This is a genomic window from Sinorhizobium mexicanum (assembly GCF_013488225.1).
Lineage (GTDB): Bacteria > Pseudomonadota > Alphaproteobacteria > Rhizobiales > Rhizobiaceae > Sinorhizobium > Sinorhizobium mexicanum.
This window is the reverse complement of the sequence record NZ_CP041239.1, coordinates 296,791-317,925: the sequence shown is the minus strand read 5'-3', so window position 1 is coordinate 317,925 and position 21,135 is coordinate 296,791. Positions and strand designations below refer to the sequence as shown.

Below are 21,135 nucleotides of genomic sequence, written 5' to 3'. Positions count from 1 at the left end.
GCCGCGAGAAGAAGGGAGAGCGGAAAACCGCCGCCTTGTCGTTCGATGTCAATAACAAGGTTTTCATTGCACGAGCCTCTACAAAGATCAAATCAATCTACCTCGGTTCCGAGGATGGGTCTTTTGACTCCGATCAAGCAATTGAACGTTCTCTCGAGTTTGCGGTCTGCCATCGCGATCGTCGAGGACGCGCCAGGACGCACCATCCAGATCTTCATATTGTCCGCTCGTCAGTGCCCAAAGAAATGCGACTAGCCCGAGACCGCCGAGAACCAATGCAATTGGCATGAGATAGACGAGCGTGTTCATCGTCCGGTCCCTGACGGGCGGTGGTCAGCAATACATTCCATTCGATCGAATGCGCTGGAGGATGGCGGGCCCGCCAACCGCAACGCATTGGCAACGACGATCAGCGATGAGGTGGACATCGCGACCGCCGCCACCAATGGCGTGGCATAGCCAAGAATAGCGATGGGCACGGCAATCAGATTGTAGCAGATTGCCAGTGCGAAATTCTGGCGGATCAGGCGACCGGCTCCGCGCGACGTCTCGACCGCAAACGGGACAGCGGTCAGCGGCTGATGCATAAATACGAAATCCGCCGCTTGACGCCCCACATCGGCGGCAGTGGCCGGCGCCAAGGAAACATGGGCAGCGCGCAGGGCCGGCGCGTCATTGATGCCGTCGCCGACCATCAGGACCTTGTGACCGCTCTCATTGGCGGCGATGCAGGCCTCGACCTTGCCGCGCGGTGACAGCTCTGCCTTCCAGTCCTTGATCCTCAAGTGGTTTGCAAGAGCCTCGACGACCGGCTCGCGGTCACCGGACAGGATGGCGACGTCAAGACCCATGTCGTTAATCGCCTCGATTGCTTCAGCGGTTGCCGGGCGCAGCCTGTCCTCGAAGCGGAAGCAGGCGAGCTCCCGCCAATCTAGGGACAGGACTGCCTCCGACTGCCCGCCCCCGAAGCCCAAACCACCAGTTGCGAAGCGGCGACTACCGAGCCGGTATATGCCGTCATCCGTTTTTGCCTCTATCCCTGCACCCGGGGTTTCGCGCACTTCCCCAGCAAGCGGCGGACCGCCCCCGGCCGCGTCCTGAAACGCGTTCGCGATCGGGTGCCGTGAGTACACGGCTAGCGCAGCGGCCGTCGCGAGTACATCCGGCGCTATATCCTCCGCGTTGACGACGCGCGGCCTGCCAACGGTCAGCGTGCCGGTCTTGTCGAGGAACACAGTGTCGACTTCCGCAAGTCGTTCCATGGCAGAGCCATCCTTGACCATCACACCGCCCTGAAAAAGTCGCCCCGCAGCGACCACCTGCACGACGGGCACTGCTAGCCCCAGTGCACAGGGACAAGTGATGATGAGGACTGCGACGGCGATCAGCATGGCTTGGCGAACATCGCCCTCGATGATCATCCAGCCGATGAACGTCAAAAACGCAAGCAAGTGGACGACCGGCGAATAATATTGTGCGGCCCGGTCAGCAATCCGGCGATAGCGGGCCCTGCCGCCCTCGGCCGCCTCCATAAGACCCATGACGTCTGCCAGAAACGAGTCCCGCGCACTCGACGTCGCCTCGAGGACCAGCGGCCCGGTAAGGTTGAGCGTGCCGGCCTCGACAAGATCGCCGGCGGCAACCGAGATCGGCGTGCTCTCGCCGTTTACCACCGAGCGGTCGAGATCGCTGATGCCCGACGCCACGCGTCCATCCACCGGTATCCGCTCGCCGGCGGCGATCATCAGACGCTCGCCGACCGTGATGTCGCTGATGGCGCGATACTCCCGTGAATCGTCGGCATGCAAGACCGTCGCTCCCCGCGGCGACAGCCGCGCAAGGCCGCTGATCGCCGAACGTGCGCGGGACCGCATCATATGGTCCAGCGTCCGGCCGATGAGCAGGAGGAACAGAAGGGCGACCGACGCATCGAACCAGGTGTGCTCTCCGTGGCCGATCGTCTCGTAAAGCGACATGCCATAGGAGAGTGTGACTGCGAGCGTGATCGGGACATCCATGTTGGTCCACCCGTGGCGAAGCGCATTCCAGGCGGACTGATAGAAGACGCGGCCGGCATAGATCAGTGCCGGTCCCGCGATCATGGCCGAGACCCAGTGAAAAAGATCGCGTGTCGCCGCATCCGCTCCCGACCACACGGATACCGAAAGCAGCATAATGTTGGCCGCAGCAAAGCCGGAAACGGCGACCGCGCGGATCAGTTGTTTGAGGACGGCATCGCCTTCCTCCTCGCTCGGGGTGAACAGATGCGTCGCATAGCCGCGCTCGCTGATGGCGCGCACAAGCTCTCCCGGATCGCTGCGCTTGCCAGCGATTTCCTCCTTCCAGACGATCACAACGCGCCGAGACGAGAGATTGACGCGCGCCTGCTCCACTTCGGGTCTTACCCGCAACGCAGTCTCGAGTGTGGTAATGCAGGCGCCGCAGTGTACGCCCGGCACGCTTAAGTCCGTCTGGCGCAACCCGCCCCCAAGAGCCCGGCTCGCGAGCCACAGTTCTTCCGACGGAGGCAGCCGCTGCCCCGCCCCGTTTGCAACCAAGGTCGTTCCGGCCGCCGCCGCGCAGCAACTCATTGGCGTTCTCCCGGCACGACGAAACGAATGGCTTGACGATAGACGAGCGCTGGACGCGACATGACCGCCACGTCAGCGATCGACTGGCTCGGCTTCAGCCGTTGAGCCGAAATGAAAACACCCTCACCCGCGCGCTGGAGCTCCACGCGAATATTCTCGTGTTCCTCAAGAGGCCTTTTGAAGACGGCGACGACCCGGTCGACTGCCCGCTCCGGCTTTCCCATGCGGGTGAGCACATAGCGAATAGCACCCGGCTCGGACATGAGTTCTCCCTTGATGCCGCTTGCCTCGAAGGCGCGAGTCTCGGCGACCTTGCCATTGAACTGCTGTTTGGCGGTGTAGGTGTTCTCGACGACAAGGCCGCTCCAGCTCCGGCTGGCATGCCAGGACATTATGATGTTGACGGAGATGATGGTGCCGAAGAACAACCCCATCACCGCCTCCATATGCCATCCGGTAAATCGGCGCGGTTCACTGCCTTGCCTGATCATAAGCCGCTCACTTTGCTGTTCCGGGTTGATTAAAGTTGGCGTGGTAAGCATCTCTCTCATGGCTGGAAGGATCTTCCGCTCGGAAAAGCTGGACGCATCCAATCCCCGGCACGCTTCGTTGTCGATCAAGACGGGGTCATCGCCTATTCGGAAGTCGATCCGGATCAAACTCACCGGTCAACCCATCGGACCTCCTTCCAATACTGGATCGCCTCTGGAGGGCACGGGGTGCGTAGTCGTCGCGGCTAACTTCAGTCGCCTGCACGCGCCACAAGAGCCGTTGGCTTAGGCGTTCAGGATGGAGCCGACGAGATTGTGCCCGATTTCGGCCATCACACAATCAATGTCAAACCGCAATCTTGCAGGATCAGTCGAGTGAAAATGCCGCTCGCATGAAGATCATATTACGGCGAATGTCGAGTATCCAAACGTGGCTAACTGATCCGCCTCGTTGACCGGTATTGCCGCAGCGTGGCGGGAGGATGGATATGGATGCACGTGGTCGATAATCCAGAAGCAAAGCACTTCGAGCTTGCCGTCGGCGATATCGTAGCTGTTGCATATTACAAGATCGAGAACGACAGAATCATCCTGCTTCATAGCGAGGTTCCGCAAGAGTTTTCGGGGCGAGGTATAGGCACCAAGCTAGCCGAAGGCGTGTTCGAGCAGCTCCGTGCCAGGGGCCGTCGCGTGATCGCCAAATGTGCGTTCATTGCGCGGTTCGCAAGCCGTCACCCTGAATATGCCCAGATGCTGGATGGCTGAGGGCAGCTCACAGCGCAGGAGTATTCGATGACTGCAGATATTTCCGCCAAATCGGCGGACCATCCCTCCGTCAGAATCAGAAAAGTCGGCGTCCTTCTCATCAATCTCGGTACGCCCGATGGCACCGACTACCAGTCGATGCGCCGTTACCTGCGCGAATTCCTGATGGATCGGCGCGTCATCGAATGGTCGCGCTGGAAATGGTACCCGATCCTTTTCGGCATCGTGCTGAATACCCGCCCGCAAAAGGTGGGCAGGGCCTATGAGGTGATCTGGAACAAGGAAAGGAACGAGAGCTTTCTGCGCACGTATACCCGAAACCAATCCGATCTCATGGCGGAGCGGCTGAAGGATTTGCCGAATGTGAAGGTCGATTGGGCGATGCGCTATGGACAGCCGTCGATTGCCTCGCGCATCCAGGCATTGAAGGACGAAGGCTGCGATCGCATTCTGCTCTTCCCGCTTTACCCGCAATATGCGGCCGCGACCACGGCCACCGTCAACGACAAGGCTTTTGAGAAACTAATGGCCATGCGCTGGCAGCCGGCTCTGCGGACCGTTCCCGATTATCACGACGATCCGACCTATATCGAGGCGCTCGCCAATTCCGTCCTGAGACATCTTTCAACGCTCGACTGGCAGCCGGACATGCTGCTCGCCTCCTTCCATGGCATCCCGATGTCTTATTTCCAGCAGGGCGATCCCTATTATAGGCAATGCCAGAAGACTGGACGCCTGTTGCGTGAGAAGCTGGGGCTGCTGGAAGACAAATTCATGATCACCTTCCAGTCCCGCTTCGGACCGGAGGAATGGCTGCAGCCGTATACGGACAAGACGGTGGAGAAGCTGGCGCAGAAGGGTGTGAAGCGCATCGCCGTCATCAATCCCGGCTTCGTCTCCGACTGTCTGGAGACGCTCGAGGAGATCGCCGAGCAGGCCGCCCATTCCTTCCATCACAATGGCGGCGAGAAATTCACTCACATTCCCTGTCTCAACGATGGTGAAGACGGCGTGAATGTGCTGGAGAAAGCGGTGCGAAGGGAATTGATGGGTTGGGTATAGGGCCGGATGGGAAAACTGTGGACCGGTTCTCCGCCGCTATCCTGTTCAAGGGGCTGACCCCAATACGCCCTTCTTGTTAGCCCAGAGCATGACATGGAGGCGGCAAGACGCGCGCCTCGAACCAGCTGTCGCCGGTTACCGCTCCACAAGCCAGAGCATTCGCTCCATCACACAGTCCAGATCGATATATGCATCCTCGGCATCGGGCGGCGGTAGCGTATGGTTTCCAGGCTGCAGCTAAACGGGCAGATGCGGATAGCGCGCTGATGCCGGCTTGGCATAGGCCTCATCGATCTTCAGCACGGTCCGCGGCCTGCCTTGCGACATCCTGAGACAGTCTTCAAAGGCGTCCCAGTCCGTTTCCATTGCACTCGATGGCGGCTTCGGATTGCCGACGGACAGCGACCTCGTCACCGGTTTTCCTCCCGAAAGGCACGTGACCTCGGCAAAGACGTCGTCGGTGGCCAATAAAGTTGAACGTCTGAAAAAGGCTATCGAAAGACTCTCATCCTCCAAAGATATCCGATACGTGTACCTTGCTATGCATTGAAACGAAGGTGGCATCGTTCCCTGTCACCATGAGTACCGCGGGCATGTGAATCGGCCGGGAGACAGGAAGCGCGATGGGTTCATGCCCATCTCTTTCAGACGAAACACGGTACGCTCGCCCGAACGTTCCGGACGGTCCACGATCACGCGTATCGTCTTTCAGCCCCAGTCGTCGAAAAAACCGCTGCCCGCCTGTTCTCTCACGTCCGTGCCCGCCAGATGACCGAGTGCCGTGGCGTCGCGGCGATTGCCGTCGATCGTTGTCCCATGTTCGCGGCTGCCATCGGGTGTGACGATCAGACCGGAAAAACGGATTCGGTCGCCTTCGCAGACGGCATAACCCGCTATCGGCGTGCGGCACGAGCCGTCCAGCGCGGCGAGAAAGGCGCGCTCGCAGGAGACGGTATCGAACGCCACCGGATCATTGACGGCCGCCAGGAGGTCGTCGACCCGCGCATCGCCGATCCGGCTCTCGAGGCCGATGGCGCCCTGAGCCGGGGCAGGCGGAAAGTCTTCGGGTCCGAGAAGCTCGGTGATGACGCCTACCTTCCCGAGTCGCTTCAGCCCTGCGACCGCCAGCAGTGTAGCGTCGACCTGACCGTCCTCCACTTTGCGCAACCGGGTATCGACCAGACCTCGAAAGGTGATAACGTTGATGTCGGGCCGCAAACGGCGGATCAATGCCTGCCGACGCAGCGACGAGGAGCCGACAGTCGCGCCACTGGGCAACTCGACCAGCTTGCGAGCGGTCCGCCCGATGAAAGCGTCACGGATGTCCTCGCGCGGCAGATATGCCGAAAGATGGAGTCCCTCCGGAAGAATCGTCGGCATGTCCTTGGCCGAATGAACGGCAAAATCCAGGTCACCGGCAAAGAGCTTCGCTTCAAGCTCTTCCGTGAAGAGCCCCTTGCCGCCGATCTCGGCAAGCGACCGGTCGGTAATGCGGTCGCCGCGCGTCGTGAGCACGACGATCTCAAACATTTCCTCGGGAAGGCCGTGGGCCGACATCAAACGGTCACGTGCCTCATGGGCTTGTGCGAGCGCCAGCGGACTGCCGCGCGTACCGATACGGAAAGGTTTTGTTTGCATCCGCTTTATTCCATTATTGCCGTTAGGCGAGGCTGTATGACCCGAGCAATTGCGGCCGAGATCGTTACATTCTGAAGCTTGAAACGGGCGGTCTTCAGGTAGGTCTGGATCGTGTGTTCGGACCGGCCGAGAATAACCGCGACGTCTTTGCTACCCTTGCCAAGTGCGCTCCAACGGAGGCTTTCGACTTCGCGGGCGCTGAGGATAGGATCGTGCTCGCCGTGGAGGTCGAATACCGCCTTCCTGTGAAAGCCAAGTTCAAACCATTCGTCGCGACTATCGGCGATGAGGCGTGTCCACCGATTATCGAGCATTTTGGAGGTCACTGACAGGAACGCTCGCGATTTGTCGATGATCGGATGGAATAGCCGTTGCGACCGACGCCGCGCTGCAGAACGTAAGCCAGAAACACATGCGCTGCATCAGGGATTTCCACTTCACGCCAGTCGAATGGCAATTGTCTTGCAAAGTCTTGGCGGGCGAAGGATCTACCTTGGCATATCCGTTGAGAAGATATCGAGAAACTTAGGCGCCCGGATAGGTGGCCCTGACAAACGGGGTGTCGATCACATCGGTATCGTGTGCCCGAGATGATCGAGCCCGCCCGGGGCCACTTGCCGCATCCATCAACGGGACTCCGAGGGTGCCCGTTCCAAACAAGGCTGTCGCCCCGTTGAGGGTACGACATGGAAGATGCCCCCGTTCGGCTGCGGGCTATAGCTGATAGTCGAGGGAGCCGCGTGCGAGCAGCTGACGTCACTGTTCGGTTCCAGAACCGGAGCAGCAGACTCCTCGTCCGGCACACGGGGGAAAATTAGCTGGATCGCGGTTCCGACGCCTAACTCGGACTGCAATTGAATCCATCCACCTTGGCGCTCGACAAACGCACGAACTTGGGCAAGCCCCAGGCCAGTTCCGACGCCAACCTCCTTCGTCGTGAAATACGGCTCGAAGACACGGCCCATGACCTCCTCGGTCATCCCTGAGCCGTTGTCGCGGACTGTGATTGCGACCATTCCACCGTACCCATCCGATCGGGCCGACACATTCGCAGCGGAGATGACGATCAGGCCGCCTTTGCGCGTGGCTGCATCAGCGTTTCGACACAAGTTCAGTAACGCAAAATAGAGCTCATCGGGATCAGCCTTCACCGGCCACAGGCCAGATTCGATCTCTATTTCCATCAGTGTGTCCGGGCTCAACGAGGGGCGCAAGGCCTCAACGGCGACAGACAGCTGCGTAGGCGTCGTGCCAGCATAGCCACGACGGGCTAGACTTCCGTGGTCCAGTAGCCTCCGCGTCAAAATCGCGCCTCTGTCGACCGCGCCGCGCAAGCGCGTAAAGATCGCATTGCGGGCATCGGCGTCGCTTTGGCGCTCGAGAAGGCGAAGGCTGCCATCGATCACGGCCAGGAGATTGTTCATATCGTGCACAACAGACTTTGTAACCTCGTCGCTGGAGCCGCGCCGGGCGGATTCGAGGTGCGCCGAGAGGGCGCCAAACTCAGCGACGGGCGGGACGCGGCACAGAATTCCCGAGACCTCTCCGTTTGGGCCTAGTAACGGGATGTCAACAAACCGGACCACGGGCGCCGGACGGCGCTGCCCGCCACGCGCGCGGGGGCCGACCGAGGCGGCGAAGAGGCGCCCCTGCCCGATTGCCGCGCCCGCGCTATCCGCCGGCGCAACGATGTTTTGCGAAAGAACCTCGACAACGGGAGCGGCTTTCGAGCGTGGGGCGGTCGCCCCGCGTCCATCTGCATTCTGCATATCAACCTCCTGGTCCGTGACCCGAAGCGATCCGCTGGACAACGAGTCGCTCTTCGGCTTGGCGTCGAACGGCAGAGTGGATTCCGACGCCCCGAAAAGGAAATCACCTCTCGCCATTAAGTTGATAGCCCGTCGTTATCGGGGTGGCGTCCGCACGATCGCTGCCGGCCTAGTTCGAGCCCCCAGGGCCTCGGTGAAAGACCGCGCTGCAGGCTTTGCTGCCTTGCCGGCGGGGAAGACTGTGCGCGTCTCCGGCCAAGTCATCGCTCGGATATCCGCCCGCGCCGATGGTGGCGACGAGCTCGATGTCGCTTGAACGTCACGTGTGTCAATGCATTCAGGAGTGGGCGCGGTACGGCCACTCTATCTCGAACCCGATCAGCAACTGTTGATCGGCGTCCAAAATTTGCACGCTGTAACACACATAGACTTCCTCCGAGGCACGCGCGTGACGAACGCGGCATGGACCGGCGATGCCGCGGTAAAGCTTGACGTAATCTCCTGCGCAGCGAAAAGATCCTGATGGCATAGTGAGTGGGGCGGACACCAGGGTATCCGGCGCTCTAGCGATCCAGGATCCATAATCGCGTCACCGTGACCAAGAGAAGCATTCAATCCGGCCGGGCTTTGCTCTAAGGGGTAATTTGATCGCGAACAAAGCAGATGAGTCGCTACCATGCCACGGTATTGCGGCATAAGCTGCAATACCAGCCTGAGCGGAGACGAAGAATGGAAAGACCGGAACTGCCGATCGGCCTGCCGGAGGACATCGAAGACAAGAAGGCTACGGCGCGCGCCTGGTTTGAGAACCTTCGCGATACGATATGCTCGCAGTTCGAAGCCCTTGAGGACGAGCTGACCGGGCCTCTTTCTGAGCAGGAACCGGGCCGCTTCGTCGCCAAGGACTGGCTGCGCGAAGGCGGCGAAGGCGGCGGCAGGATGTCAATAATGGAAGGCCGGGTTTTCGAGAAAGTCGGCGTACACACATCGACGGTTCACGGCGAATTCTCACCCGATTTCCGCGCACAAATCCCGGGCGCCAGTGAAGATCCACGCTTCTGGGCCTCCGGCATCTCGCTGATCGCGCATCCGGTCAATCCGAACGTTCCGACGGTCCACATGAATACGCGCATGGTGGTCACCACCAGCCACTGGTTCGGCGGCGGCGCGGATCTCACTCCGATGCTCGACCGGCGTCGCACACAGACGGATTCCGACAGTGAGCTTTTTCATCGCTCCATGGAGATCGTCTGTCACCGACATAGGATCGCGGACTACGAGCGTTACAAGCAATGGTGCGACGAATATTTCTTCCTGAAGCACCGAAACGAAGCGCGCGGCATCGGTGGTATTTTCTTCGATTGGCTTCGTTCCGATGAGGAACGCGGCGGCTGGGACGCTGATTTTGCCTTTGTGCGCGATGTCGGCCGCGCTTTCAGTCTCGTCTACCCCAAGATCGTCCGTACCAACTTCAACAGCCATTGGACTGAAGCGGACCGTGACGAACAATTGATTCGCCGTGGCCGCTATGTGGAGTTCAATTTGCTTTACGATCGTGGCACAATATTTGGCCTGAAGACCGGCGGCAATGTCGAATCCATTCTGTCTTCCCTACCGCCTGTAGTGCGCTGGCCGTAGACGAAATCGATCCCCCTGTGGAACAGGGAACTCCACAATAAGTTCGAAAGACTCCCAGATGACTTTGTATGCACGTTTCAATCGGAGGAGGATTGCCGTGGCATAACAAAGCAGCCCGATCGTCACCAACGAACCGAAAGCATCACAGGCAATCGATCCCGACATCCGCGCGGATCGCTGCGTCGCCGATCACGATATCCGCAGTACAATCGCTTCGAGGGGCATCGACGACAGCCTCTGCTTTCAGACGCGCATCGTGCCGCCAGGTGAACAACTGCAAGGGGTCAATGCCAAGCGTCTTGCCACCGCCGAAACGCTCGCACCTGGCTCCATGCTCTCGGCCATCGCCAGCGTCGAAACTACCGCGGCGCACCCTCTAACGACCCGCAACAGCTTCGATAATATGGACGTTCTATGTTCGGACATAGCAATTCATACCAAGCCGGCGGGGTATGATTATTTTCCATCCGGCGTTCCCGATTGTTTTGTGGCCGCCTTCAGCGCGCCTTCCCGCAAGTCCGCCTCATCGGCAAGAATGGCGGCGGCCTCGTGCAGCAAGACGTCCTTTGCGTTCTTGCGGGCATTCTCAAGCGCAATATCAGCACTCAGGCTGCGCTCGTTTGCATTGAGGCCATCATCTCCAGCAGTATCTTCACCATCGCTTGATTGCGCTCGAGACTTGAGTCGGTTTTCTCGAGCATTCAATTCTCTACGACGTTCGGCTTCATTGAGGGAGACAACCCCTTTCTCGCGCAGGGCCCTCATGTCCGCTATGTCTTTTGACAGGCGTTGGAAATCCGGATCGCTCTCAGCCCGTGCATCATGGCGGCTTTGCAGTGTCGGCAGCAACACCCTTACAGCGTCGGCCGGCGCATAGTTCGCGGGCTCGATCTCTGCCCACGGCAGGGCATTGTCATAACTGGTCTCGCCAAAGCTTGTCGGATCATAAAGTCCCGGCAAGCCGATATCAGGCGTGACGCCACGCAGCTGCGTCGTACCGCCGCTGATCCGGAAGAACTGGGCAATCGTCACTTTCAGCTCACCGAATTCGGGTTTGCTGTTGCGAACCATCTGATCAAGATCCACGACGGTCTGAACGGTGCCTTTGCCAAAACTGGGTTCGCCAACGATCACGCCTCGACCGTAATCCTGGATTGCCGCGGCAAAGATCTCCGAAGCCGATGCCGACCCGCGATTGATTAGGACAGCCACAGGCCCAGTCCAGACAGGCGCTGGAAAATCAGCGCTTCTTACCACAACCTTGCCGTCGCTGTCGCGTTGCTGGACGACCGGACCATTGCCGATGAACAGGCCGGTCAAAGCAATCGCTTCGTCCAACGAACCGCCGCCATTGTTGCGCACGTCAATGAGAACGCTGTCGACCTTTTCCTGCTTCAGTTCGCCGAGAAGCTTTCCAACATCGCGGCTCGCGCTTCGATAGTCCTTGTCTCCTTTCAGCCGCGCTTCAAAATCCTCATAGAATGCCGGCAGAGTAATCACCCCAATTTTACGCGTGGCTTCTCCCACCTTCACAGAGAGCACGGCCTTCTGGGCAGCCTGCTTTTCTAGGCTGATTTTATCGCGCACCAGGGTGACAACGCGATGGGTGGCATCTGCTCCGGCATCCGCCGGCAGGATGTCCAAGCGCACGACGGACCCTTTTTTCCCTCGTATCATTTGCACGACTTCGTCAACGCGCGTGCCGACCACTTCTTTGATCACCCCATGCTTGCCCTGCCCAACGCCGGTAATGCGGTCTCCGACCGAGAGCTTGCCGGACAACTGCGCCGGGCCGCCAGGCACGAGCTCACGGACCGTCGTGTAGTCGTCACGTTCCTGCAGGACCGCGCCGATACCGACCAGCGAAAGCTTCATCGCGATATTGAAATCGGCCGAGGCGGTCGCGCCGAAGTAGTCCGTGTGCGGGTCGACCGACGTTGTGTAGGCGTTCATGAACGCCTGGAAAACGTCATCGCTTTTATACTTGTAAGCCCGCTCCAGAGCGTTTGCATATCGTTTGTCGAGGGTTTCGCGAATGGCCGCGTCGGTCTTGCCGCCCAGTTTCAACCGCAACCAGTCGTTTTTCACGCGCTTGCGCCAAAGCTCATCGCTCTCGGCTTGCGACTGCGGCCAAGGCGCTTTATCGCGCAGCACGGGATAGTCTTCCTGCGCACCGAAATCGAAGTCCTCTTTCAGCAAGCCGCGCGCGTAGTTCATGCGGTCGACAACGCGCTTCCCATACCCGTTGAAGATGACGAACGGGATCTTCAAGTCCCTCCGTTTGATGGCGTCGTCGATCTCGCTGCGGTCAGACATGAACCTGTCGATGTCCGCTTGCAGGAAGAGCACGCGGTCCGGATCGAGTGATTTGATGAACCGATCCATGATCCTGGCCGACAAGGCGTCGTCGAGTGGAACGGGCCTGTAGCTGAAACGCGTGAGAAATTTTGCACTCAACTGAGCGGCTTGTGCCTGTTGCTTTAGCGGTTCCAAAACAGGCGGTGAGGCGACCTCAGCATATGCGGACTGGACGATTGCAAGGAATGCACCGAGAAAAAGGTATGGTATGCGCATACAGTGTTGATCCAATTCATATGCCAGTGGCCATCTAGGTGAAGCAAATATGGTTTTTTGGCAACCAGGTGCATCCAATTCTTCCCTTCCTCATGGGTGGCAATGGTGAAACCCTGTAAATCGCGGCCTCGAACAGAATCGAACCGACGACCCCATCGCAACTCATGCGATCCCAGTCGCTAGTGCCATGACCGCGTAAGTCGTCGGACTAGCTCTCGACGCTATCGCCGCTGTCCCGAGTTTCGTAATCGATCTCATGGACGTCCAAGCGCGAGTTCTCTTCGCCGATGCGCCAACGTCGAAGCAGATAAAACTCCAACGCCTTGCCCGTCGTGACCTTCAACGCCTCGCCCGTAAAACTGTACTCCTTCCACAGGACCGCGGCCTGCTCCCAGAAAGCCCAGCCTTCGGCCGCCGCACGAGTTTGCCAATCCTCGTCGGTCGGCAGCGGATCCGAAAGCTCCCCGTGTACAAACGAGCTCCGCTCGTCGATACGCACAGGCAAATGGAATCCTGTCAGGCGGCGAAGGTATTATTGCAGCCATTGCGCTCGCGCTCCGCCTCGCCGACGTGGTCGAAAACGCAAACGGCAAAGTGCGGCTAGACACCATCTTCATCGACGAGGGCTTCGGGAGCCTCGACACGGCAACGGCGCCGGCGCGCTCGATCAGGTGCTTCAGGCGTTCAATTCGCTCGTCAGTCAGAACCGCTCGGTCGGTCTGATCTCGCACGTGCTCCTATTTCAGGAAGCCATTCCCAACGGCTTCCATATTCGCGAGGAGCACTCGGGCAGTCGCGTCGAATCGTCTAAATGGGCCATCGATTGCTTCCGCGCAAACCTCACGCACGCCGGCTCGCGTCCGGCAAGATGACATCGGGACTGCGGCACCATCGTCTGCCGCTCGACCGATGGAGAAAACACGAAGGACAGATGTCGTCACCCCTGCCGCCCGCTCGGGCCGCCGGTGACGAGGATACGTGAGGACCGTCGCAGCAGTATTCCCCGGCGCTATGAAACCTATGAATGCCAGTTATTGGAAAACGTCGCCCCGTGCTGCGACAACTGAGTGCCTGTGTTGCAGATCTCGTCAAGTAACGCCGAGAGCAACCCGGGACGGATAACATTCAATGTTTGTGGAGAAAAAAGGTATGCGTATTGCCCTACTGATCGCCGGAGCGGTTTCCAGCGCGGTTGCTGTAACGGCCGCATTCGCCCAGTCCGAGTCCAATGACGGCAGCGCGACGACGAAGAAGCGCTATCTGCCCGAGTACACCGAATCGGGCGATCTGATCCTGCCGAAGGATTACAACAAGTGGGTGTTCGTCGGCTCGCCGCTCACTCCCAATGCGCTCAACGGCGGCAAGGCCAATTTTCCTGAATTTCACAACGTCTACATCGAGCCGGGCTCATACGAAATCTACAAGAAGACCGGTGAGTTCCCGGAAGGAACGATCTTCTTCAAGGAACTGCAGCTGACGCTTCCGGCCGAGAACCCGGATGGATCGCGCACCGAGCCCTCCGGGCGAGGCTTCTTCCCCGGAAAGCTGAACGGCGCCGACGTCACGGTCAAGGACACCAAGCGCTATGCCGACACCGGCGGCTGGGGTTACTACAACTTCAACCACCACGAGCCGAAGGCAGCGACGGCCAAGCTGCAGCCCAAATCAGAGTGCGCCTTCTGCCACATCGCGAGCGCCAAGAAGGACGACGTCTGGACCCAATTCTACCCGCTGCTGGACGACTGAAATGGTCAACGAACGCTACCGGTTCGCCAACATAGGGAACAGTGCCATGAGAATCGTCGGTGCCTTGGGCGTCGCCCTGGCGGGATTGTCCGTGATCGGCGCCGTCACTGCCTACGGACAGATGGATAAGCGGCCACAGTACGAAGGAACGACTGCAGCCGTTGTCGACGACAAGGGAAATCTGCAGGTGCCTTCCGACTATCGGACCGCCTATCAGATGCTGGGCAGCTGGGCAGTGGCGAAAGAAGACGGTCCGGGGTCAAAGGATCTGCACGTGGTCTATGCCTCGCCCGGAACCATCGCCGCATATCGCAAGGACGGTCACTTTCCCGACGGCGCCGTTCTCGTGAAGGAAGTGTTCCATGCGACTACCCAGGATATGACAACCGGAACCGTAAGCAGTGCCGGCACCCTGGCCGGCTGGTTCGTCATGGTGAAAGACAGCGTCGGCCGATTTCCGGAAAACAAGCTTTGGGGCGACGGCTGGGGTTGGGCCTGGTTCGACGCAACTGATCCCCAGAAGACCACATCCACCGACTACAAGACGGACTGCCAGTCCTGTCACGTGCCGGCGCAAGAGTCGGACTGGATCTACACGCACGGCTATCCGCCCCTGAACCGATAAGCGGGCATGACGTCGATGATGTGTCACTGGGTGTCGCACGACGGTATTACGCTGACACTGGGTATATGACGCGGCCTGAAGCCGACGAGATTCAGGCCGCTCTATTCCTTGATGACGATAGCAATCCGCGGAAGACGGATAGATCCATAACCCGCTGAAGATATTCGACATATTTCTTCCGTTACCACAATTCTCGGAGACTGTAGGTTTCTCCTGCCGCGGCTGTGAGCAAGGCGCGACAAATGGGTTGGCCGGGGATGAATTTTAGTCCGTTATAAAAACCGATTTTAAGAATCGAACACCATCTAAAATATCGTTAGTTTTATGCAGGGACGATGCGATTGAGCGATACGCGCCAAAAGATCATGAGGGTTCTCAACGGGGAAACCATCGTCCCGCCTCCGTTGTGGCTGATGAGACAGGCAGGTCGATATCTTCCGGAATATCGCGAAACGCGGTCCAAGCTCGCGAGCTTCCTCGATCTCTGTTACTCGCCGGACCATGCTGTTGAGGTGACGTTGCAGCCCATCCGACGCTACGGCTTTGATGCGGCCATTCTCTTCTCCGATATTCTGGTCATTCCGGATGCTCTCGGCCGTAACGTGCACTTCCTCGAAGGGCATGGGCCGCAGATGGACGCGATCGATGAAGACGGTATCCGCTTACTCAATGGAGCGGGGGTGCTCACTCATCTCAGGCCGGTTTTCGAAGCCGTGCGGCGTCTTCGCATCGAGCTTCCAAAGGAGACGACGCTGCTTGGCTTCTGCGGCGCTCCATGGACAGTGGCGACCTATATGATCGCCGGCCAGGGCACGGCGGATCAGGCCCCAGCCCGCCTTTTTGCTTACAAGCACCCGGAAACCTTTGAGCATCTTCTTATGTTTCTCGCCGATATCTCGGCGGAGTATCTCGTCGCGCAGATCGATGCGGGAGCGGACGCCTTGCAGATATTCGATTCATGGGCGGGCGTGCTCGGAGAGAAGGAATTCGAAGCCTTCGCGGTCAAGCCAGTCGCGCGGATGATTGCGTCGGTAAAGTCAAGGCGGCCTGAGGCGCGCATAATCGCTTTCGCGAAGGGTGCCGGATACCTGCTAAAAGATTACAGGCGGAACACCCAGGCAGACGCGATCGGGCTGGACTGGTCAGTACCTTTGCGATTTGCGGCGGAATTGCAGAAGGAGGGGCCCGTGCAGGGCAACCTAGATCCGATGCGCGTTGTCGCTGGCGGAAGGGCGCTCGATGACGGTATTGATGACATTCTGCAGACGCTCGGAAACGGACCGCTTATCTTCAATCTTGGGCACGGCATCACCCCTCAGGCGGATCCCGATCGTGTGAAGGCGCTGGTCGAGCGCGTCCATGGCTGGAGAGGATAAGCGCTATGGAGAAGCAGACCGATACCAGCGCGAGCAGCTACGCGGGCAAGCGCGCGCACTTGGCTATGGTGTTCTTCGTCCTTTTGGCTGCCGGCTTGTTCGTCTGGCGGCCAGACAATCTCTACCTCTGGATCAAGGCGTTACACATCGTCGCCGTCATTTCATGGATGGCGGGCCTTTTCTATTTGCCGCGCCTCTTCATCTACCATGCGGACGCGGAGCCCGGCTCGGTGCAGTCGGAGACTTTCAAAGTGATGGAGCACCGCCTTCTCCGGATCATCATGAATCCGGCGATGATGCTCACGTGGATTTTCGGGCTCTATCTGGCATGGTCCGTCCATGGATTTCAGGGTGGTTGGCTTCATGCAAAGATTGGGCTGGTCGTTGCGTTGACGGCAGTGCATATATTTTTCGGCCGTGCGGTGCGGGTCTTTGCGCGCGATGGAAACCGGCACTCCGCACGCTATTGGCGCTTCATGAACGAAGCACCGACGCTTCTGATGATCGTCATCGTCATCCTCGTGGTGGTCAAGCCGTTTTGATGGCGACAAGCTCCAGGTTCGTTTTAGTTCTTTTGGTTTACCCCCTGCGGGGCATCCTCTAACCGCCGCACCGGAAGCAACGAGACCAGCATCTAAGTTTAGCTAAAGGCCCGCATCCGCGACCCTTTCTCTTTCTACCCATACCGGCTGATTTCGCGATCCTAATCTTCTCGGCGCGCGACGAGCGGAACGCATAGCGGGCTCCCATCTACATCATGGGGAATTACCATCGAATCCACGCCGAATATTGTCCTGATCAATGCTGGGCGCAGGAGGTCCGCCGGCGAACCCGCCGCGTGCATGCCGCCGTCGATGACGAAAATGATATCATACACATAGGGGGCCGTGTGATTTGGATCGTGGATCACCATCACGATGGTGCGCCCCTGATCCCTGTTGAGTGATCTCAGAATCTCAAGCACTTCCCCTGGTGGACGATAGCGAGATATGTCGTCGGCTCGTCGAGACGCAGAAGCGGAGTTTCCTGCGCGAGCGCCATCGGAATCGAAGCCCTCTGACGCTGGCCACCAGACAGACGGGAGAGGTCCTGGTCGGCGAGGTGTGGGAGTCCGGCAACGGAAAGGGCATGCTCGATAATCTCCTCGTCACGCCCCGAGAGTCTGGAAAGGAGATGGCGGTGCGCATGGTGGCCTAAGCGGCAAAGCTGGCGCACAGCGAGGCCATCCGGCGAAACCGGATTCTGCGGAAGCAGCGCCAATGTTGCCGTTGCCGTGTCTGAACGCGGCTTAGACTTCTCTGCAGAACAATAACGTCGGTTTCGAGGTGGGTCGTGGCACTCCTCGCTACGGCATCGCGCCCAAGCGGCGAACGGCAATAACGATCGTCTATCGACTCTATGGCGAGAGGTGATTTTACACGCCGACGTTGCAAGGCCACTCTGCAAAGCATGGTCCAATCAATCTCAGCGCGGCACCGCGATAGCGCTGCGCCGGACGATACAAATGGCACGAATGAGGAAGACATTGATGTCCACGGAAGCCTACGATATTGTCATTGTTGGCGCGGGCGCGGCCGGCTGCGTCGTGGCGAGTTATCTCGCCGAACATACCGATGCGTCGATCGCACTGATCGAAGCGGGTGACACGGATCGCGATCCACTCATCCACATTCCTGCCGGCTTCGCCAAAATGCTCGCGCATGGCAGGCATATCTGGAAATACGAGACGGTTCCCCAGCACGGCACCAAACGAGCCTATCCCTCGGGCAAGGTGCTTGGCGGCGGCTCCTCGATCAACGCGATGGCCTACGTCCGCGGTCAGCCACGCGACTACGCCGCGTGGCAGGACGCTGTCGGCGACACCGGCAAATGGTCCTATGAAGACCTGCTGCCCGTCTTCATGGCGCAGGAAGACAACGACACCTTCCACGACGAATATCACGGCATCAATGGTGGCCTGGCGGTTCAGCTGCCCAAGGGCGTCAACAAGCTGAACCAATACTGCCTCAAGGCGTTCCAGGAATATGGCGTCCCCTTCAATCCCGACTATAACGGCAAGAGCCAGATCGGCGTCTCGCTCGTGCAGTCTACGGTTGGAAATCAGCGCCGCTGCAGTGCAGTCGATGCTTATCTGCGTCCGCACCTTTCCTCGGGCCGCGTGAACCTTCTTACCGGGAAGACCGTCGTTCGCATTCTCATCGAAAACAAGCGGGCAGTCGGCGTCGAGCTGAGCGGGAATGGTCTCGCGACGATCATGGCCGGCGAGGTTGTGCTGTCGGCCGGCGCGGTCCATAGCCCGACGATCCTGATGCACTCGGGCATTGGGCCTGCGGAGCAGCTGAGCCAGCATGGCATCGCGGTGATCGTCGATTCTCCGGAGGTGGGCGAAAATCTCCACGACCACGCTATCGTGCCAGTCCGTGCCTATGTAAAGGGCGATCTCGGCTACCAGGCCGCCGCGCATGGCCTCGGCAGCGTGAAGGCGGGCCTGCGCTATTTCGTGACCAAGGATGGCCCGGCGGCGGGAAACGGTATCGAGACGGTTACCCATTGGAATCCGTCAGACTTCACCGCCGAACCCACGATCCAATGCTATCACGTGCCTATCATCGCGGTCGATGGAATCAGCCCGACGGGCAACCGCTCGGGCATCACTTTCGAACTAGTGGTGCTTCGGCCCAAGAGCCGTGGTTGGGTGCGGTTGGCCGACAGCGACCCGACGTCGATGCCCCTCATCAACCCGAACTTCGTCGGCGACGAAGAAGACTTGAGGGCCGCGGTGGAATCGGTGCGCGCGATCCGCGAGGTTATGGCCCAGGAGTCATTGGCGCCGGTGATCGAGGAAGAGATGGATCCGGGCCCGCACGTCAAGTCGGACGCAGAGATCGGCGAATGGGTGAAGCGTGCCGTGTCGACGATGTATCACCCGGTCGGCACATGCCGGATGGGTCAGGATGCGCGAGCGGTGGTTGACGCGAGACTCAGGGTCCGCGGGATCGACGGCCTCCGGGTGATCGACGCCTCGATCATGCCGAACATCACCAGCGGCAATACCAACGCCCCGACCCAGGCGCTCGCGCGCCACGCCACGGCGATGCTGGTCGAGGATCTGAAGCGGAGTTAGGGAGCTTTGGCGCGCGAGCCGGTGACGCCGATCGTGAATGGTTATCAAGACGGAACCAACCATGTCGCGTTAACGTCCGAAGGCTCGTCCTCGCAAACGTTCTGACTCTATTTCGCAAAAATGCTTGTTCACAGCCATCCCCCGGCGAACAGCAAGACTGCATCAATCCTGAAGGAGGGATCAAAATGGGCATGGAAGACGCGAGGACGCGCCACGAGGCACGGCTCGACCCGCCGAGCAATCTCGGCTGCAACGCCACCAAGGATATTTCGGCCGCCCTCACTGCGGTTCTGGCGGACGTGTTCGCGCTTTACGTCAAGACCAAGAACTTCCATTGGCACATATCGGGCCCGCATTTCCGGGATTATCACCTCCTTCTTGACGAGCAGGCCGCGCAGATTTCCGCAATAACGGACGAAATTGCGGAAAGAGCCCGCAAGATCGGCGGCACAACGATCCGCTCGATCGGCCACATCGCCAGGGTGAAGCATATCGAGGACAATGATGCGGATTTCGTCACACCCGAAGACATGCTGGCCGAGCTGAAGGAAGACAACCTGACGCTCACCCAGCGCATGCGGGAGACCCACAATGTCTGCGTCGAGCATGGCGATGTTGCCACGGCCAGCCTGATCGAAAACTGGATCGACGAAGCGGAACGTCGCACATGGTTCCTGTTCGAGGCGACCAGGAGAGCTTAATCCCCAGACCGTTCGGTTGGATTGGCATTTTGTTGGCGGCTACAAAAGGTTCTCTCCATCGATACACGGTTGTCCAGCACGATGCGCAGCGCGCGCGATTTGGGCCTTCCATGTTTGCGGGTCTACGTTTCATCGGTCGGGCCTGGGCGATCCGCGACGGGGGGCCGAAATAACTCCAACTTGCCAATGACCGCCACTGGGAGAAGCCCTTATCGTCGAGCTCGGGCATTAGAACGCGAGCCGTCGGGAGTACAGGACGCCGGAAATGACCACTGATATCACGATTGCCTTGGCGCAGGCTGCGGAATACCTGAAGGCCTCCGGCCAAACTGAGAAGGCGTTAACCGCTGGACAACGCGCCCCGGACTTCTCTCTGCCCAACCAAGATGGCGAAAAAACCTCGTCGGCGTCGATACTGCGCCGCGGTCCGCTCCTTGTAACCTTCTATAGCGGCAGTTGGTGTCCCGGTTGCAATCTCAGTTTAACGGCGCTCGAAGAACTCCGCCCACTAATCGAGGCACGTGGAGCTTCACTGGTCGCCATCTCGCCGCAGACAGTTAAGGAGAATGCAAGAACCCGAAGGACCACGCAGGTAACGCTACCAATCTTGTGCGACAAAGGCGGGAGGATTGCGCTGCAGTTCGGCGTTCGTTGGCGCATTCCCGAGGTGCTCCAGACATTGCATCTGGAGAGCGGAATCGATCTGCCGAGCCTTCACGGAGAGGATAGCTGGACGCTTCCAATCCCGGCTAGGTTCGTTGTCGATCAAGACGGGGTCATCGCCTACTCGGAAGTCGATCCGGATCAAACTCACCGGTCCAACCCATCGGACCTCCTTCCAATACTGGATCGCCTCTGGAGCGCACGGGGCGCGTAGTCACCGCGGCCAACGACGGCGCCATTCAAGGTCGTCACAAGAGGCCGAGAAGCACGCTTACTGGCGGGCCGGTTTTGCCGCTTTCATGCCGCGACGCGCCACCGGCGCGGGAAAAGCCGGTCCATTACTGCGTTCGTAATGCGCTCGGAAGGGCTATC

19 protein-coding genes and 2 pseudogenes are annotated in these 21,135 nt (G+C 59.4%); 11 read left to right on the top strand and 10 right to left on the bottom strand.

Translation table 11 applies throughout. The features are described from left to right. Positions 1-153 precede the first annotated feature (153 nt). The 3 genes and pseudogenes from ccoS to FKV68_RS21570 all read right to left on the bottom strand — a co-directional run. Positions 154-309, bottom strand: a pseudogene (gene ccoS, locus FKV68_RS21580) (cbb3-type cytochrome oxidase assembly protein CcoS); the annotation flags it as partial. Continuing rightward, complete coding sequence (locus tag FKV68_RS21575) at positions 306-2,591, bottom strand: cation-translocating P-type ATPase (protein WP_180941674.1); 2,286 nt, start codon at positions 2,589-2,591, stop codon at positions 306-308. The gene FKV68_RS21575 and the pseudogene ccoS, both read right to left, overlap by 4 nt. Next, positions 2,588-3,082, bottom strand: coding sequence for a FixH family protein (locus tag FKV68_RS21570; protein WP_180941673.1), 495 nt, complete (start codon positions 3,080-3,082; stop codon positions 2,588-2,590). Before FKV68_RS21570 ends, FKV68_RS21575 begins: the two co-directional genes overlap by 4 nt. A 492-nt stretch (positions 3,083-3,574) precedes the next feature. Here FKV68_RS21570 and FKV68_RS21565 point away from each other — a divergent pair, with 492 nt between their 5' ends. Both FKV68_RS21565 and hemH read left to right on the top strand, forming a co-directional pair. Next, a complete protein-coding gene (locus FKV68_RS21565; RefSeq protein WP_180941672.1) occupies positions 3,575-3,847 on the top strand; it encodes a GNAT family N-acetyltransferase in 273 nt (90 codons plus the stop codon). 27 nt (positions 3,848-3,874) lie between these two features. After that, positions 3,875-4,909: a ferrochelatase gene (hemH, locus tag FKV68_RS21560; RefSeq protein ID WP_180941671.1), complete on the top strand. Its 1,035-nt coding sequence runs from the start codon at positions 3,875-3,877 to the stop codon at positions 4,907-4,909. Between the two features lie 45 nt (positions 4,910-4,954). On the opposite strand, the pseudogene FKV68_RS33250 reads toward hemH, so the two are convergent. The 4 genes and pseudogenes from FKV68_RS33250 to FKV68_RS21540 all read right to left on the bottom strand — a co-directional run. Continuing rightward, positions 4,955-5,377, bottom strand: a pseudogene (locus tag FKV68_RS33250) (7-carboxy-7-deazaguanine synthase QueE); the annotation flags it as partial. Positions 5,378-5,617: 240 nt separating this feature from the next. Next, positions 5,618-6,547: a hydroxymethylbilane synthase gene (hemC, locus tag FKV68_RS21550; protein ID WP_180941669.1), complete on the bottom strand. Its 930-nt coding sequence runs from the start codon at positions 6,545-6,547 to the stop codon at positions 5,618-5,620. 5 nt (positions 6,548-6,552) lie between these two features. Continuing rightward, positions 6,553-6,861: a helix-turn-helix domain-containing protein gene (locus FKV68_RS21545; RefSeq protein WP_180941668.1), complete on the bottom strand. Its 309-nt coding sequence runs from the start codon at positions 6,859-6,861 to the stop codon at positions 6,553-6,555. Between the two features lie 312 nt (positions 6,862-7,173). Further along, positions 7,174-8,316: a sensor histidine kinase gene (locus tag FKV68_RS21540; RefSeq protein WP_180941667.1), complete on the bottom strand. Its 1,143-nt coding sequence runs from the start codon at positions 8,314-8,316 to the stop codon at positions 7,174-7,176. 729 nt (positions 8,317-9,045) lie between these two features. Here FKV68_RS21540 and hemF point away from each other — a divergent pair. Beyond that, positions 9,046-9,954, top strand: coding sequence for an oxygen-dependent coproporphyrinogen oxidase (hemF, locus tag FKV68_RS21535; protein ID WP_180941666.1), 909 nt, complete (start codon positions 9,046-9,048; stop codon positions 9,952-9,954). Positions 9,955-10,410: 456 nt separating this feature from the next. Here hemF and FKV68_RS21530 read toward each other — a convergent pair whose 3' ends face one another. Both FKV68_RS21530 and FKV68_RS21525 read right to left on the bottom strand, forming a co-directional pair. After that, the gene (locus FKV68_RS21530; RefSeq protein WP_180941665.1) at positions 10,411-12,528 is read right to left on the bottom strand and encodes a carboxy terminal-processing peptidase; all 2,118 of its coding nucleotides are present in this window, start codon (positions 12,526-12,528) and stop codon (positions 10,411-10,413) included. A 208-nt stretch (positions 12,529-12,736) separates the two neighbouring features. Continuing rightward, positions 12,737-13,027 (bottom strand): BrxR family transcriptional regulator, encoded by a 291-nt coding sequence (locus tag FKV68_RS21525; RefSeq protein WP_180941664.1) that lies wholly within the window; start codon positions 13,025-13,027, stop codon positions 12,737-12,739. A gap of 11 nt (positions 13,028-13,038) precedes the next feature. On the opposite strand from FKV68_RS21525, the gene FKV68_RS33805 reads away from it, so the two are divergent. From FKV68_RS33805 to hemJ, 5 genes are all read left to right on the top strand, one after another. After that, the gene (locus FKV68_RS33805; RefSeq protein WP_180941953.1) at positions 13,039-13,251 is read left to right on the top strand and encodes an SbcC/MukB-like Walker B domain-containing protein; all 213 of its coding nucleotides are present in this window, start codon (positions 13,039-13,041) and stop codon (positions 13,249-13,251) included. Positions 13,252-13,677: 426 nt separating this feature from the next. Next, positions 13,678-14,274, top strand: coding sequence for a cytochrome P460 family protein (locus tag FKV68_RS21515; RefSeq protein ID WP_180941663.1), 597 nt, complete (start codon positions 13,678-13,680; stop codon positions 14,272-14,274). 1 nt (position 14,275) lies between these two features. Then, positions 14,276-14,899: a cytochrome P460 family protein gene (locus FKV68_RS21510; protein ID WP_246452643.1), complete on the top strand. Its 624-nt coding sequence runs from the start codon at positions 14,276-14,278 to the stop codon at positions 14,897-14,899. Between the two features lie 341 nt (positions 14,900-15,240). After that, positions 15,241-16,275, top strand: coding sequence for a uroporphyrinogen decarboxylase (gene hemE, locus FKV68_RS21505; RefSeq protein WP_180941662.1), 1,035 nt, complete (start codon positions 15,241-15,243; stop codon positions 16,273-16,275). A 5-nt stretch (positions 16,276-16,280) separates the two neighbouring features. Further along, positions 16,281-16,817: a protoporphyrinogen oxidase HemJ gene (hemJ, locus tag FKV68_RS21500; protein WP_180941661.1), complete on the top strand. Its 537-nt coding sequence runs from the start codon at positions 16,281-16,283 to the stop codon at positions 16,815-16,817. 406 nt (positions 16,818-17,223) lie between these two features. On the opposite strand, the gene FKV68_RS33240 is transcribed toward hemJ, so the two are convergent. Continuing rightward, a complete protein-coding gene (locus tag FKV68_RS33240; protein ID WP_245182054.1) occupies positions 17,224-17,535 on the bottom strand; it encodes an ATP-binding cassette domain-containing protein in 312 nt (103 codons plus the stop codon). Between the two features lie 268 nt (positions 17,536-17,803). Between FKV68_RS33240 and FKV68_RS21490 the strand changes: the two genes are divergently transcribed. From FKV68_RS21490 to FKV68_RS21480, 3 genes are all read left to right on the top strand, one after another. Further along, positions 17,804-19,399, top strand: a complete 1,596-nt coding sequence (locus FKV68_RS21490; RefSeq protein ID WP_180941660.1) for a GMC family oxidoreductase — start codon at positions 17,804-17,806, stop codon at positions 19,397-19,399. 185 nt (positions 19,400-19,584) lie between these two features. Further along, positions 19,585-20,100 carry a Dps family protein gene (locus FKV68_RS21485; protein WP_180941659.1) on the top strand — a complete coding sequence of 172 codons (516 nt, stop codon included), beginning with the start codon at positions 19,585-19,587 and terminating at the stop codon, positions 20,098-20,100. Between the two features lie 265 nt (positions 20,101-20,365). Continuing rightward, complete coding sequence (locus FKV68_RS21480) at positions 20,366-20,977, top strand: peroxiredoxin-like family protein (RefSeq protein WP_180941658.1); 612 nt, start codon at positions 20,366-20,368, stop codon at positions 20,975-20,977. Positions 20,978-21,135: the final 158 nt, after the last annotated feature.